The organism is Pseudomonas sp. R43(2017) (assembly GCF_002112345.1).
In the GTDB taxonomy this organism is placed as follows: Bacteria; Pseudomonadota; Gammaproteobacteria; order Pseudomonadales; family Pseudomonadaceae; genus Aquipseudomonas; species Aquipseudomonas kribbensis.
In genome coordinates, this window is record NZ_NEHJ01000005.1 from 128,338 (window position 1) to 140,515 (window position 12,178).

The window sequence follows — 12,178 nt, forward strand, 5'->3', positions numbered from 1 at the left end:
AACCCGTCGATTAGTTTTTTGCGTGATATCAATATTCTTTAACGGTATTTAAATTCTTATTTTTATACCTTTAAAGTCGGTTCCTGCAGGACAGCTATCCGCTGTCCATGGACTGCACCACCGTCGCTTACCGAGCGGCGTCAGGATGTTTCATGACCTTCGATTACGCATTTATCCTCAGCACGTTGCCGGCGTTTCTCAAAGCCGTGGGCGTGACACTGCAGGTCGGTTTTATCGCCATTGGCACCTCGTTGCTGGTAGCGCTGCTGAACGCGACGATTCTGGTGTTTCGCACGCCTTACCTGCAAAAACTGGTCGGGCTGTATGTGGAGCTGGCGCGCAACACGCCGCTGCTGATCCAGCTGTTCTTCGTCTACTTCGCCTTGCCGGCCCTGGGCATCAAGGTCTCCGGTTTCACCGCTGCGATCATCACCATGACGTTTCTCGGCGGCGCCTACCTCACCGAAATACTGCGCGCCGGCGTCGATGCGGTGCCCCAGGCGCAACTGGAATCGGGTCGCTCCATCGGTCTGTCCCACGGCCAGTTGCTGCGTTACGTGATCCTGCCGCAAGCGGGGATCCTCAGCCTGCCGTCGCTGTTCGCCAATTTCATTTTCCTGCTCAAGGAGACCACCGTGGTCTCGGCCGTAGCGGTGCCGGAGATTCTCTACACCACCAAAAGCTACATCGCGCTCTACTACAAAACCTACGAAATGCTCGCCGTGCTGACGCTGATCTGCGTGCTGTTGTTCCTGCCGCTGTCGCTGCTGTTGAGCCGTCTGGAAAGGAGGCTCCAGCATGGCCAGTTCGGGTCTTGAACTGCTCTGGGTGTCGTTGCCGCAATTGGCCAAAGGCGCCGGGCAAACCCTGTCGATCTCGTTCCTCAGTATTGCCATCAGCACCGTTGGCGGCGTGCTCTACGGTGTGCTGCGCACGCTCAACGTGACGTGGCTGAACGCGGTGCTGCGGATCTATCTGGAACTGTTCCGGGCGATCCCGGTGCTGGTCTGGTTGTACCTGCTGTTTTTCGGCCTGCCGATTTTCTTCGGCCTGAGCCTGCCGAGCTTCTGGTGCGCGGTGCTGGTGCTGTCGTTGTGGGGCGCCAGCGAAGTCGGCGAAGTGGCGCGCGGTGCGTTGCATTCGTTGCCGCGCGGGCAGCGTGAAGCGGGGTTGTCCATAGGTCTGAACGCGGCCCAGCTCTACGGTTACGTGCTGATTCCCCAGGCGCTGAAACGCATGACGCCACCGACCATCAACGTCTACACGCGGATCATCAAGACCAGTTCGCTGGCGGTGCTGATCGGCGTGGTGGACGTGATCAAGGTCGGCCAGCAGATCATCGAACGCACCTACGAATCGGTGATGATCTACGGCGCGCTGTTCCTGTTTTTCTTTTTCATCTGCTACCCGCTGTCGGCCGCCTCGCGCGTGCTGGAGCGGCGCTGGACGCAAGCATGAGCGCATTGATCGAGTTTCAGGGTTTCAACAAATTCTTCGGTGAACAGCAGGTGCTCAAGGGCATCGACCTGCAAGTGAAGTCCGGCGAAGTCATCGTCATCCTCGGCCCCAGCGGCTGCGGAAAAAGCACCCTGCTGCGTTGCCTCAACGGTCTGGAAGTTGCCCACGGCGGCAGTCTGAAATTCGCCGGCCGCGAGCTGCTGGACAAGGCCACCGACTGGCGTGAGGTGCGTCAGCAGATCGGCATGGTGTTCCAGAGTTATCACCTGTTCCCGCACATGAGCGTGCTCGACAATTTGCTGCTCGGCCCGCTCAAGGTGCAGAAGCGCGAACGCCGCGAAGCGCAGCAACAAGCCGAAGCATTGCTCGAACGCGTGGGCCTGTCGGACAAGCGCGATGCCTTCCCGCGCCAGCTCTCCGGCGGTCAGCAGCAGCGCATCGCCATTGTCCGCTCGTTGTGCATGAACCCGCGGGTCATGCTCTTCGACGAAGTCACCGCCGCCCTCGACCCGGAGATGGTCAAGGAGGTGCTGCAAGTGATTCAGGGCCTGGCCCGCGAAGGCATGACCCTGTTGATCGTCACCCACGAAATGGCCTTCGCCCGCGCGGTGGCCGACCGCATCGTGTTCATGGATGCCGGGCGCATCCTCGAACAGAACCCGCCCGAGCTTTTCTTTACGAACCCGCAAACCGCACGCGCGCAGCAGTTCCTGGAGAAGTTCTCCTACGTCGAAGCCCTGCCTTCAACGACCTCGTCCACAACGTCTCAAACCAAGGAACTGGAACTGCCATGAAAACTGCCAAAGCCCTGTTTGCTTTACCGCTGATCAGCCTCGCGCTGCTGGCCGGCTGCAACAAGACCGAAGAACCAGCCAAGCCGAAAGTCGCCAGCGAAAGCACCGCGCCGGCCGGTTACCTGGACAAGATCAAGGCCCGCGACAAACTGATCGTCGGCGTGTTCACCGACAAGCCGCCGTTTGGTTTCGTTAATGAAGCAGGGCGCTATGTCGGTTTCGATACCGACATCGGCCGTCAATTCGCCAAGGATCTGCTGGGCGATGAAAACAAGGTCGAGTTCGTGGCCGTGGAACCGGCGAGCCGCATTCCGTTCCTGCAAAGCGACAAGGTCGATCTGATCCTCGCCAACATGACCGTGACCCCGGAGCGCAAGGAAGCGGTGGAGTTCACCAATCCGAACCTCAAGGTCGCGGTGCAGGCGTTGGTCCCGCAAAGCAGCGACGTGAAGAAGCTGGATGACCTGGCGACTCGCACCACCATCGTCACCACCGGCACCACCGCCGATATCTGGCTGACCAAGAACCACCCGGACTGGAAACTGCTGAAGTTCGAGAAAAACTCCGAGTCCCTGCAAGCCCTGGCCAATGGCCGTGGCGATGCCTACGCCCAGGACAATCTGGTGTTGTTCAGCTGGGCCAAGCAGAACCCGGGCTACCGTGTGCTGGATGAAAAACTCGGCGCCGAAGCCCCGATTGCACCGGCGGTGAAGAAGGGCAATATCGAATTGCGCGATTGGGTGAATACCGAACTGGCCAAGCTTGGGGAAGAGAAATATCTGCTCAAGCTGTATGACCAATATGTGCGTAAAGAACTGAGCGATGACACCAGGCCTGAGAGTGTGATTGTCGAAGGCGGGAAGTGGCAGGGCTAATCAGGCCAATTCCACGCCGGCTCATCCAACACCCTCTGCCCGACAACGCCTGTCTGGCCGAGGGTCTTCTCCAGCACGATGCAATTGCATTCCTCATCTTCCTGCAACGCCGAAATCAATCGTCGCGCATGTGAAACCACCCACACCTGACACTCCTGCGAAGCACGGATGATCAACCGTGCCAGCGCCGGCAACAGATCCGGATGCAGACTGGTTTCCGGTTCGTTCAGCACCATCAGCGAAGGCGGGCGCGGCGTCAGCAGCGCGGCGACCAGCAGCAGATAACGCAACGTGCCATCCGACAATTCCGCTGCCGACAGCGGCCGCAGCAATCCTTCCTGAAAGAACTCGATGGCAAAGCGTCCGCCCGCCAGCGGCGCGATGTTCAATCGTGCGCCGGGAAATGCGTCGCTGATCGCCGCCTGCAAGGCCTCGGGATCACCGATTTCGATGATGGTGCGCAATGCCGCCGCCAGGTCGCGGCCGTCGTGATGCAGCACCGGCGTGCGCGTGCCCAGTTGCGGCTGGCGCACAGGGGCGTCGGCATCGCTGCGAAAGTGATCGTAGAAGCGCCAGCGGCGGATGAACTCGCGCATCTGGAACACTTCCGGCGAAGTGCGCAGGCTGCCGACCTGATCGAACAGGCTGTCGAAGTTCGGCGTGTGTTGCGCCAGTACATCCCAACTGCGGCCGTCGCGGCTGCGGATCATCGGTCCGTCGCGATCCACCAGCAGACTGGCCGGGCGATACAGCGGCCCGGCCCAGATGCATTCCTTTTTGATTTCCGGGTCGAGGGAAAAGAACGAGAGGCTCGGTTCGGGCAAGCCCAGCGCAATCGAATAGCTGAAATCTTCACCGGCAAAACCCAGCCTCAGACGTTTCACACCCTGGCGCACGGTGGACTGGATTGGCACTTCACCATTGCGCATGCGCCGGCTGATGGTTTCCGGCCCGGCCCAGAACGTCGATTCCAGCCCGCCTTCGCGAGCCAATGCATTGACCACGCCGCCCTGAGCGGTTTCCGCCAGCAGGCGCAGTGCCCGGTAGAGGTTGGATTTACCGCTGCCGTTGGGGCCGGTGATCAGGTTCAGCCGACCCAGCGGAATCACCAATTTATTGATCGAGCGGTAATTGGCCACCGCGAGGGTCTTGAGCATGAAAATCCTTCCTGGGTGCTCCGGATTCCGGGTCAGGATACCTGCTGCACATAAATGCATATATCGCCCGGACGAAGGTTGAACCCTGTTCTAAGCTCACAGTCGTATCGTCACTTGCACGTTCGTACACAGGAAGGAGTCTGCATGGCGAGTCCCGGATTGAAAACAGCCGCCCTGTTGGGCCTGCTCGCTTTGCTCGCCGCCTGCGGTGAAAAAAAGGCGCCCCAGGAGTATCTGCCGCGAGTTTTCGTGCAAGTGGTCAAGCCCGCGGATTTCGCGGCATCTGTGACCCTTACCGGTGACGTTCAGGCCAGGGTGCAGACCGAATTGTCGTTCCGGGTCGGCGGCAAGATCATCCAGCGCATGGTCGATGTCGGTGACCGCGTCTCGGCCAAACAAGTGCTGGCCAAACTCGATCCCAAGGATTTGCAGACCAACGTTGACTCCGCCCAGGCCCAGGTGCTGGCCGAGCAGGCGCGGGTCAAACAGAGCGCTGCCGCGTTCGTCCGCCAGCAAAAACTTTTGCCCAAGGGCTACACCAGTCAGAGCGAATACGATTCCGCGCAAGCGGCATTGCGCAGCAGTCAGAGTGCGTTGAGCGCGGCTCAGGCGCAGTTGGCCAACGCCAAGGATCAGCTGAGCTACACCGCGCTGATCGCCGATGCACCGGGCATCATCACCCAGCGTCAGGCCGAAGTCGGCCAAGTGGTGCAGGCCACGGCACCGATCTTCAGCCTGGCCCGGGACGGCGATCGCGACGCGGTGTTCAACGTTTACGAATCACTTTTGGCGGAGCGGCCGGCCGAGCGTTCGATCGTCGTCAGCCTGCTCGACAACCCCGCCATCAAGACCACCGGCACCGTGCGCGAAATCACCCCGGCAGTGTCGGCGCAGTCCGGCACGGTCCAGGTCAAGGTCACCCTCGACAGCCTGCCCCAGGGCATGCAGCTCGGTTCGGTGGTCAGTGCCACCGCCAAGGGCAGCGGCAAATCGGCGGTGGAATTGCCGTGGTCGGCCCTGACCAAGAACATCAGCGAACCGGCGGTGTGGATGGTGGACGACAAGGGTGAGGCGCAACTGCACAACGTCACCGTCGGCCGTTACCTGACCGGCCACGTGATCATCAGCGAAGGGCTCAAGGGCGGCGAAAAAGTCATCGTTGCCGGTGGGCAGCTGCTGCATCCGGGGATGAAAGTCGAGATCGCCGAGAACACCTACAAGGAACTGCAACCGGGAGCACAGCCATGAAGCCTTTGTGGGTGATGTCTGTCGGGCTGCTGCTGGCTGCCTGTTCCAAGAGCGAGCCACCGCCCGAACCGGTGCGGCCTGTGTTGTCGATCAAGGTCCAAGCACTGAACGAGGAAACCCTCGGCCGTTTCGCCGGTAGCATTCAGGCGCGTTACGAGAGCAACACCGGTTTCCGCGTCGGCGGCCGGATTGCCAGCCGTAACGTCGACGTGGGGGCCGAGGTGGAGAAGGGCACCTTGCTCGCCACCCTCGATCCGTCCGACCAGCAGAACCAGTTGCGCTCGGCCCAGGGCGATCTGGCGAAAGTCGAAGCGCAACTGATCAACGCCCAGGCCAATGCCCGGCGTCAGCAGGCGCTGTTTGATCGCGGGGTCGGCGCCCAGGCGCAACTGGACATCGCCACCACCGATCTGAAGACCACTCAGGCGTCCCTCGACCAGGCGCGGGCGGCGGTCAACCAGAGCAAGGATCAGCTCGGCTATACCGAGCTGCGCTCCGACCACAAAGCCGTGGTCACCGCGTGGAACGCCGAGGCCGGGCAAGTGGTGACGGCCGGCCAGCAAGTGGTGACGCTGGCGCAACCGGATATCAAAGAAGCGGTGATCGATCTGCCGGACACGCTGGTCGACCAGATTCCCAGCGACGTGGTGTTTCTGGTGGCCGCGCAACTCGATCCGAGTATCAACACCACCGCCGTCATCCGTGAAATCGAACCTCAGGCACAAAGCGCCACCCGTACCCGCCGCGCACGCTTGACCCTGGCCAGCACGCCGCCGGGCTTCCGCCTTGGCACTGCAATCAGCGTTACCCTCAGTTCGGCGATCAAACCGCGAATCGAATTGCCCGCGACAGCCTTGCAGGAGGTCGACGGCAAAACCCGGATCTGGGTGATCGACCCGCAAAGCAAAACCGTTGCTCCGCGCGACGTCAGCGTGACCAGCCGCACCGACAGCACCGTGGTGCTGGCCGGCGGGGTCAAGTCCGGCGAACGTGTGGTCAGCGCCGGCGTCAACAGCCTCAAACCCGGACAAGCCGTGAAACTCGACGAGGACAGTCAATGAAAGGGTCTTTCAATCTCTCCGAATGGGCCCTCAAGCATCAGTCGTTCGTCTGGTATCTGATGTTCGTCGGGCTGCTGATGGGGGTGTTCTCGTACTTCAATCTGGGGCGCGAGGAAGACCCGTCGTTCACCATCAAGACCATGGTGATCCAGACCAAGTGGCCGGGCGCGACCCAGGAGGAAACGCTCAAACAGGTCACCGACCGCATCGAGAAAAAACTCGAAGAGCTCGACTCTCTCGACTACGTGAAAAGCTATACGCGCCCCGGAGAATCAACGGTCTACGTGTACCTGCGCGACACCACCAGCGCCAAGGACATCCCGGAAATCTGGTACCAGGTGCGCAAGAAAATCGACGACATTCGCGGCCAGTTTCCCCAGGGAATTCAAGGGCCGGGATTCAACGATGAGTTTGGTGACGTGTTCGGCTCGGTCTATGCGTTTACCGCCGACGGCCTGACGATGCGGCAACTGCGCGATTATGTGGAACAGGCGCGCGCCGAGATTCGCAACGTGCCGGGGCTGGGCAAGATCGAGATGGTCGGCCAGCAGGATGAAGTGATCTATCTGAACTTCTCCACCCGTAAACTGGCGGCGCTGGGCATCGATCAACGACAAGTGGTGCAAAGCCTGCAATCGCAGAACGCCGTGACCCCGGCGGGTGTGATCGAGGCCGGGCCCGAGCGGATTTCGGTGAGAACCTCCGGGCAGTTCGCCTCGGAAAAGGATCTGGCCGAGGTCAATCTCAAACTCAATGACCGCTTCTATCGTCTGGCCGACATCGCTGAAATCAGCCGTGGCTACGTCGACCCGGCGACCCCGGAATTCCGCTTCGACGGCAAGCCGGCCATCGGTCTGGCAATCGCCATGCAGAAGGGCGGCAACGTCCAGGCCTTCGGTAAAGCGCTGCATGCGCGCATCGATCAACTCACTGCGGACTTGCCGGTAGGCGTTGGCGTGCACACCGTTTCCGATCAGGCGGTGGTGGTGGAAGAAGCCGTCGGCGGCTTCACCAGCGCGTTGTTCGAAGCGGTGGTCATCGTGCTGGTGGTGAGCTTTATCAGCCTCGGCGTGCGGGCCGGGCTGGTGGTGGCGTGCTCGATCCCGTTGGTGCTGGCCATGGTCTTCGTGTACATGGAGTACAGCGGCATCACCATGCAGCGGATTTCCCTCGGTGCGCTGATCATTGCCCTCGGGTTGCTGGTGGACGACGCGATGATCACTGTGGAAATGATGGTCACGCGCCTGGAAATGGGCGAGACCAAGGAGCAGGCGGCGACGTTCGCCTACACCTCCACGGCGTTCCCGATGCTCACCGGCACGCTGGTGACGGTGGCCGGTTTCGTGCCCATCGGACTCAACGCCAGCTCCGCCGGTGAGTACACCTACACACTGTTTGCGGTGATCGCGGTGGCGATGATCGTGTCATGGATTGTGGCGGTGTTCTTCGCGCCGGTGATCGGCGTGCACATTCTCAGCACCAACGTGAAGCCCCACGAAGCGGAGCCGGGGCGTATCGGGCGAGCGTTCAATCACGGTTTGTTGTGGTCGATGCGCAACCGCTGGTGGTGCATCGGCATCACCGTGCTGTGCTTCGTGCTCTCGGTATTTTGCATGCGTTTCGTGCAGAACCAGTTTTTCCCGTCTTCAGATCGCCCGGAAATCCTGGTCGACCTGAACCTGCCGCAAAACGCCTCGATCGATGAAACCCGCAAGGCCGTCGACAGGCTCGAAGCCACGCTCAAGGGCGACCCGGACATCGTGCGCTGGAGCACTTACATCGGTCAGGGTGCGATCCGTTTCTACCTGCCGCTGGACCAGCAACTGCAGAATCCGTACTACGCGCAACTGGTGATCGTCAGCAAAGACTTCAAGGCTCGCGAAGCCTTGAGCCAGCGCCTGCGAGATCGCCTGCGCCAGGACTTCGTCGGCATCGGCAGCTACGTGCAGGCCCTGGAGATGGGTCCGCCGGTGGGCCGTCCGATCCAGTACCGGGTCAGCGGCAAGGACATCGATCAGGTGCGCAAGCACGCCATCGACCTCGCCACCGAACTGGACAAGAGCCCGCACATCGGCGAGATCATTTACGACTGGAACGAGCCCGGCAAAGTCCTGCGCATCGACATCGCCCAGGACAAGGCGCGTCAGCTCGGCCTGTCCTCGGAGGATGTGGCCAACCTGATGAACAGCATCGTCAGTGGCTCGCCGCTGACCCAGGTCGACGACGATATCTACCTGGTCAACGTGGTCGGGCGGGCGGTGGATTCCGAGCGCGGTACACCGGAAACCCTGCAGAACCTGCAGATCGTCACGCCCAACGGCACGTCGATTCCGCTGCTGGCCTTCGCCACGGTGCGCTATGAACTGGAGCAGCCGCTGGTGTGGCGTCGCGACCGTTTGCCGACCATCACCATCAAGGCTTCGGTACGCGATGAAATCCAGCCGACCGATCTGGTGAAAGTCCTCAAGCCGACCATCGATGACTTCGCCGCCAAACTGCCGGTGGGCTACAAGGTCGCCACCGGCGGTACGGTCGAGGAAAGCGGCAAGGCCCAGGGACCGATTGCCAAGGTGCTGCCACTGATGCTGTTTCTGATGGCGACTTTCCTGATGATCCAGCTGCACAGCGTGCAGAAGCTGTTCCTGGTGGCGAGTGTCGCGCCGCTGGGGCTGATCGGCGTGGTGCTGGCGCTGGTGCCGACCGGTACGCCGATGGGCTTCGTGGCGATCCTCGGGATTCTGGCGCTGATCGGGATCATCATCCGCAACTCGGTGATCCTCGTGACGCAGATCGAGGAGTTCGAGCACAAGGGCTACTCGCCCTGGGATGCAGTGGTGGAAGCGACCGAGCACCGGCGCCGGCCGATTCTGCTGACCGCTGCGGCGGCGAGCATGGGCATGATCCCGATCGCCCGGGAAGTGTTCTGGGGGCCGATGGCCTACGCGATGATCGGCGGGATTGTGGTGGCAACGTTGCTGACGCTGCTGTTCCTGCCGGCGCTGTATGTGGCCTGGTACAAGATTCGCGAGCCGAAGAAAGAGGCGCAGTAAGGCGAGCGCCTTGCGCTCATCGCCAGCAGGCTGGCTCCCACATTTGGAATGCATTCCCCTGTGGGAGCCAGCCTGCTGGCGATGACGTCTGAATGCATTACACCGTTTTGCGCCAGACACTTGCCAGCCACGGCTGCTGTTCACGCGGCAGCCCCGCCGGCCGGTAGTAATGCTCCAGCTCGACGAACCCGGCAGCGGTCAACAACCCGCGCCACGCCTCCAGATCGTGATACGAGCCATAACGCGGCCCGTTCCAGCCTTCACGGTTATCCCCACGCGGATTGGAGCTGAACAGCACACCACCCGGTTTCAGTGTCCCGTGCAACTGCTTCAACACCCTTGGCAATTCCTGCAACGGCGCATGAAACAGCACCGCATTGGCGAAGATCCCGTCGAAGCGTTCTGCCGGCAGATCCAGCTTCAGGAAATCCTGGCACCACACTTCGCAGCCACTGTCTTCCCGAGCCATCTGCGCGAATTTTTCCGCTCCGTCGAGGCCGACGGCGATGTGACCCATCCGTGTGAAGGTCTGCAAATCCCGCCCCGGTCCACAGCCGAAATCGAGAATGGAAAACGGCGCTTCAGCCTGAATATGCCGCAGCAGGGCGTCGATGTTCTGGCTGACATCATGGTCGCGGGTGCCTTCACGAAAATCCTCGGCCACCGCGTTGTAGTGGCCGAGGGTGGTGGAGGTGATCTGTTCCAGATCGATAGGCGTCTGTTTCATGGTCGGACTGCGCTGGCAAAGGATGTTGCCGACTATACGCCATGCAATTCAGCGCTTGTTCAACCCTCGTGCCAGACGGTCGCCGCCCAGTTGAATCACTGCCACCAGCGCCACCAGCAGCACGATCACGGTCAGCATGATCTGGCTGTCGAAGCGTTGATAGCCGTAGCGATAGGCGATGTCGCCCAAGCCGCCGGCACCAATCGCTCCGGCCATCGCCGATGAGTTGATCATCGTCACCAGCGTAATGGTGAAACCGCCAACGATGCCCGGCAGCGCTTCGGGCAACAACACGTGCCAGACGATATGCCAGCGCCGGCAGCCCATGGCTTGCGCGGCTTCGATCAAGCCGTGGTCGACTTCGCGCAGGCTCACTTCGGCGATCCGCGCGAAGAACGGCGTAGCCGCTATGGTCAGGGGGACGACTGCCGCCCACACACCGTAAGTGGTGCCAACGATCAGCCGGGTGAACGGAATCAGCGCAACCATCAGGATCAGAAACGGAATCGAGCGAAACAGGTTCACGAACGCACCCAACGCACGATTGAGCACCGGCGCTTCGTAGATGCCGCCCTTGTCACTGGTGACCAGAATCACCGCCATGGGAATCCCGGCGAGCAACGCGATCAGCGACGACACACCGACCATCAGGAACGTGTCGATAAAACCCTGCAGCAAGCGATCAAACCACATAACCCAACACCTCCGTGCGTTGTGCCCACTGGCCGGCACGCTGACGCAGCTCCTCGGCGTTCAGTTTTGATCCCGCCACCGCCAGCAACAGTTGCCCGAGCGCGTGGCCCTGAATCCGTTCCACGCCGCCCTGTAGCAATTTCACCCGGCCACCGAGGGCGGCGAACAGTGCGGCCAGATCCGGTTCGTCCTGCTGGCTGCCTGTGAACTGTAAACGCAGCACTACGGACGCATCGGACGACGACGGTTGTGCCTGCAAACGGCTTTGCAATTCTTCGGGCAAGGCGTGTTGCAACGGTGCGAGCAAGGTCTGGCTGACCTCATGCTGCGGATTGCCGAACACTTCCCAGACCGGGCCCTGTTCGACGATGCGGCCATGTTCCAGCACGACGACGCGGTCGCAGATTTCCCGGATCACCGCCATCTCGTGAGTGATCAGCACGATGGTCAGGCCCAGGCGTTTGTTGATCTCGCGCAGCAGGCCGAGGATCGACTGGGTGGTTTCCGGATCCAGCGCCGAAGTGGCCTCGTCGCAGAGCAGAATGTCCGGGTCGTGCACCAGTGCGCGGGCGATGCCGACGCGCTGCTTCTGCCCGCCGGACAGCTGCGCCGGATAGGCTTTGTGCTTGGCTTGCAGGCCCACCAGTTCCAGCAGTTCGCGAACCTTTTTTTCCCGTTGCTCCTTCGGAACACCGGCGACTTTCAGCGGCAGTTCGACGTTCTGCCACACCGTTTTTGCCGACATCAGGTTGAAGTGCTGGAAGATCATGCCAATCCGCCGGCGCAGGGCGACGAGGCGATCCTCGTCGTACTCGCCGATGTCTACCTGATCGATCAGTACCCGGCCCGATGTCGGTTGCTCAAGGCGGTTGATGGTGCGGATCAGCGATGATTTGCCGGCGCCGCTGCGACCGATGATGCCGAACACTTCACCGCGCTGGATCGCCAGGTCGATGCCTTGCAGGGCGGCGACCGGGCCTTGTTTGCCGTCGTAGGTTTTGCCGAGCCCGACGAAACGCACATGGGCGCGGTTCAGCTCGGGATGCAGTTCGGTGCGTTGCGCAAGCGCGGGTGGCTCTGGAAGATCCAGTCGCCGTTGGATGGCCGCGGTCATC

General features: G+C 61.4%; 11 protein-coding genes. 7 read left to right on the plus strand and 4 right to left on the minus strand.

From position 1 onward, the window contains the following. Window positions 1-152 precede the first annotated feature (152 nt). The 4 genes from CAG02_RS15445 to CAG02_RS15460 are packed head-to-tail and all read left to right on the plus strand — an operon-like array spanning window position 153 to window position 3,127. Entirely contained in the window at window positions 153-818 is a 666-nt protein-coding gene (locus CAG02_RS15445; RefSeq protein ID WP_085712676.1) for an amino acid ABC transporter permease, read from the plus strand. Further along, window positions 799-1,458: an amino acid ABC transporter permease gene (locus CAG02_RS15450; RefSeq protein ID WP_085712677.1), complete on the plus strand. Its 660-nt coding sequence runs from the start codon at window positions 799-801 to the stop codon at window positions 1,456-1,458. Before CAG02_RS15445 ends, CAG02_RS15450 begins: the two co-directional genes overlap by 20 nt. After that, entirely contained in the window at window positions 1,455-2,252 is a 798-nt protein-coding gene (locus CAG02_RS15455) for an amino acid ABC transporter ATP-binding protein (protein ID WP_085712678.1), read from the plus strand. Before CAG02_RS15450 ends, CAG02_RS15455 begins: the two co-directional genes overlap by 4 nt. Further along, on the plus strand, window positions 2,249-3,127 hold the full coding sequence (locus CAG02_RS15460) for a transporter substrate-binding domain-containing protein (RefSeq protein WP_085712679.1): 879 nt from the start codon (window positions 2,249-2,251) through the stop codon (window positions 3,125-3,127). The genes CAG02_RS15455 and CAG02_RS15460 overlap by 4 nt, the downstream gene beginning before the upstream one ends. On the opposite strand, the gene CAG02_RS15465 is transcribed toward CAG02_RS15460, so the two are convergent. Beyond that, on the minus strand, window positions 3,124-4,284 hold the full coding sequence (locus CAG02_RS15465; RefSeq protein WP_085712680.1) for an AAA family ATPase: 1,161 nt from the start codon (window positions 4,282-4,284) through the stop codon (window positions 3,124-3,126). The genes CAG02_RS15460 and CAG02_RS15465 overlap by 4 nt on opposite strands. A gap of 144 nt (window positions 4,285-4,428) precedes the next feature. Between CAG02_RS15465 and CAG02_RS15470 the strand changes: the two genes are divergently transcribed. The 3 genes from CAG02_RS15470 to CAG02_RS15480 are packed head-to-tail and all read left to right on the plus strand — an operon-like array spanning window position 4,429 to window position 9,643. Next, on the plus strand, window positions 4,429-5,532 hold the full coding sequence (locus CAG02_RS15470; protein WP_085712681.1) for an efflux RND transporter periplasmic adaptor subunit: 1,104 nt from the start codon (window positions 4,429-4,431) through the stop codon (window positions 5,530-5,532). Then, window positions 5,529-6,593, plus strand: coding sequence for an efflux RND transporter periplasmic adaptor subunit (locus CAG02_RS15475; RefSeq protein ID WP_085712682.1), 1,065 nt, complete (start codon window positions 5,529-5,531; stop codon window positions 6,591-6,593). Before CAG02_RS15470 ends, CAG02_RS15475 begins: the two co-directional genes overlap by 4 nt. Next, window positions 6,590-9,643: an efflux RND transporter permease subunit gene (locus CAG02_RS15480; RefSeq protein WP_085712683.1), complete on the plus strand. Its 3,054-nt coding sequence runs from the start codon at window positions 6,590-6,592 to the stop codon at window positions 9,641-9,643. Before CAG02_RS15475 ends, CAG02_RS15480 begins: the two co-directional genes overlap by 4 nt. A gap of 97 nt (window positions 9,644-9,740) precedes the next feature. On the opposite strand, the gene CAG02_RS15485 is transcribed toward CAG02_RS15480, so the two are convergent. The 3 genes from CAG02_RS15485 to CAG02_RS15495 are packed head-to-tail and all read right to left on the minus strand — an operon-like array spanning window position 9,741 to window position 12,177. After that, on the minus strand, window positions 9,741-10,370 hold the full coding sequence (locus tag CAG02_RS15485) for a bifunctional 2-polyprenyl-6-hydroxyphenol methylase/3-demethylubiquinol 3-O-methyltransferase UbiG (RefSeq protein ID WP_085712684.1): 630 nt from the start codon (window positions 10,368-10,370) through the stop codon (window positions 9,741-9,743). Between the two features lie 48 nt (window positions 10,371-10,418). Next, window positions 10,419-11,063 carry a methionine ABC transporter permease gene (locus CAG02_RS15490; protein WP_065261159.1) on the minus strand — a complete coding sequence of 215 codons (645 nt, stop codon included), beginning with the start codon at window positions 11,061-11,063 and terminating at the stop codon, window positions 10,419-10,421. Next, on the minus strand, window positions 11,053-12,177 hold the full coding sequence (locus CAG02_RS15495) for a methionine ABC transporter ATP-binding protein (RefSeq protein ID WP_085712685.1): 1,125 nt from the start codon (window positions 12,175-12,177) through the stop codon (window positions 11,053-11,055). Before CAG02_RS15495 ends, CAG02_RS15490 begins: the two co-directional genes overlap by 11 nt. Between the last annotated feature and the right edge of the window lies 1 nt (window position 12,178).

Coding starts and splice junctions, on each gene's coding strand:
- CAG02_RS15450 (WP_085712677.1), top strand. CDS start 799: ATGGCCAGTTCGGGTCTTGAACTGCTCTGGGTGTCGTTGCCGCAATTG.
- CAG02_RS15460 (WP_085712679.1), top strand. CDS start 2,249: ATGAAAACTGCCAAAGCCCTGTTTGCTTTACCGCTGATCAGCCTCGCG.
- CAG02_RS15490 (WP_065261159.1), bottom strand. CDS start 11,063: ATGTGGTTTGATCGCTTGCTGCAGGGTTTTATCGACACGTTCCTGATG.
- CAG02_RS15480 (WP_085712683.1), top strand. CDS start 6,590: ATGAAAGGGTCTTTCAATCTCTCCGAATGGGCCCTCAAGCATCAGTCG.
- CAG02_RS15485 (WP_085712684.1), bottom strand. CDS start 10,370: ATGAAACAGACGCCTATCGATCTGGAACAGATCACCTCCACCACCCTC.
- CAG02_RS15465 (WP_085712680.1), bottom strand. CDS start 4,284: ATGCTCAAGACCCTCGCGGTGGCCAATTACCGCTCGATCAATAAATTG.
- CAG02_RS15445 (WP_085712676.1), top strand. CDS start 153: ATGACCTTCGATTACGCATTTATCCTCAGCACGTTGCCGGCGTTTCTC.
- CAG02_RS15455 (WP_085712678.1), top strand. CDS start 1,455: ATGAGCGCATTGATCGAGTTTCAGGGTTTCAACAAATTCTTCGGTGAA.
- CAG02_RS15475 (WP_085712682.1), top strand. CDS start 5,529: ATGAAGCCTTTGTGGGTGATGTCTGTCGGGCTGCTGCTGGCTGCCTGT.
- CAG02_RS15495 (WP_085712685.1), bottom strand. CDS start 12,177: ATGACCGCGGCCATCCAACGGCGACTGGATCTTCCAGAGCCACCCGCG.
- CAG02_RS15470 (WP_085712681.1), top strand. CDS start 4,429: ATGGCGAGTCCCGGATTGAAAACAGCCGCCCTGTTGGGCCTGCTCGCT.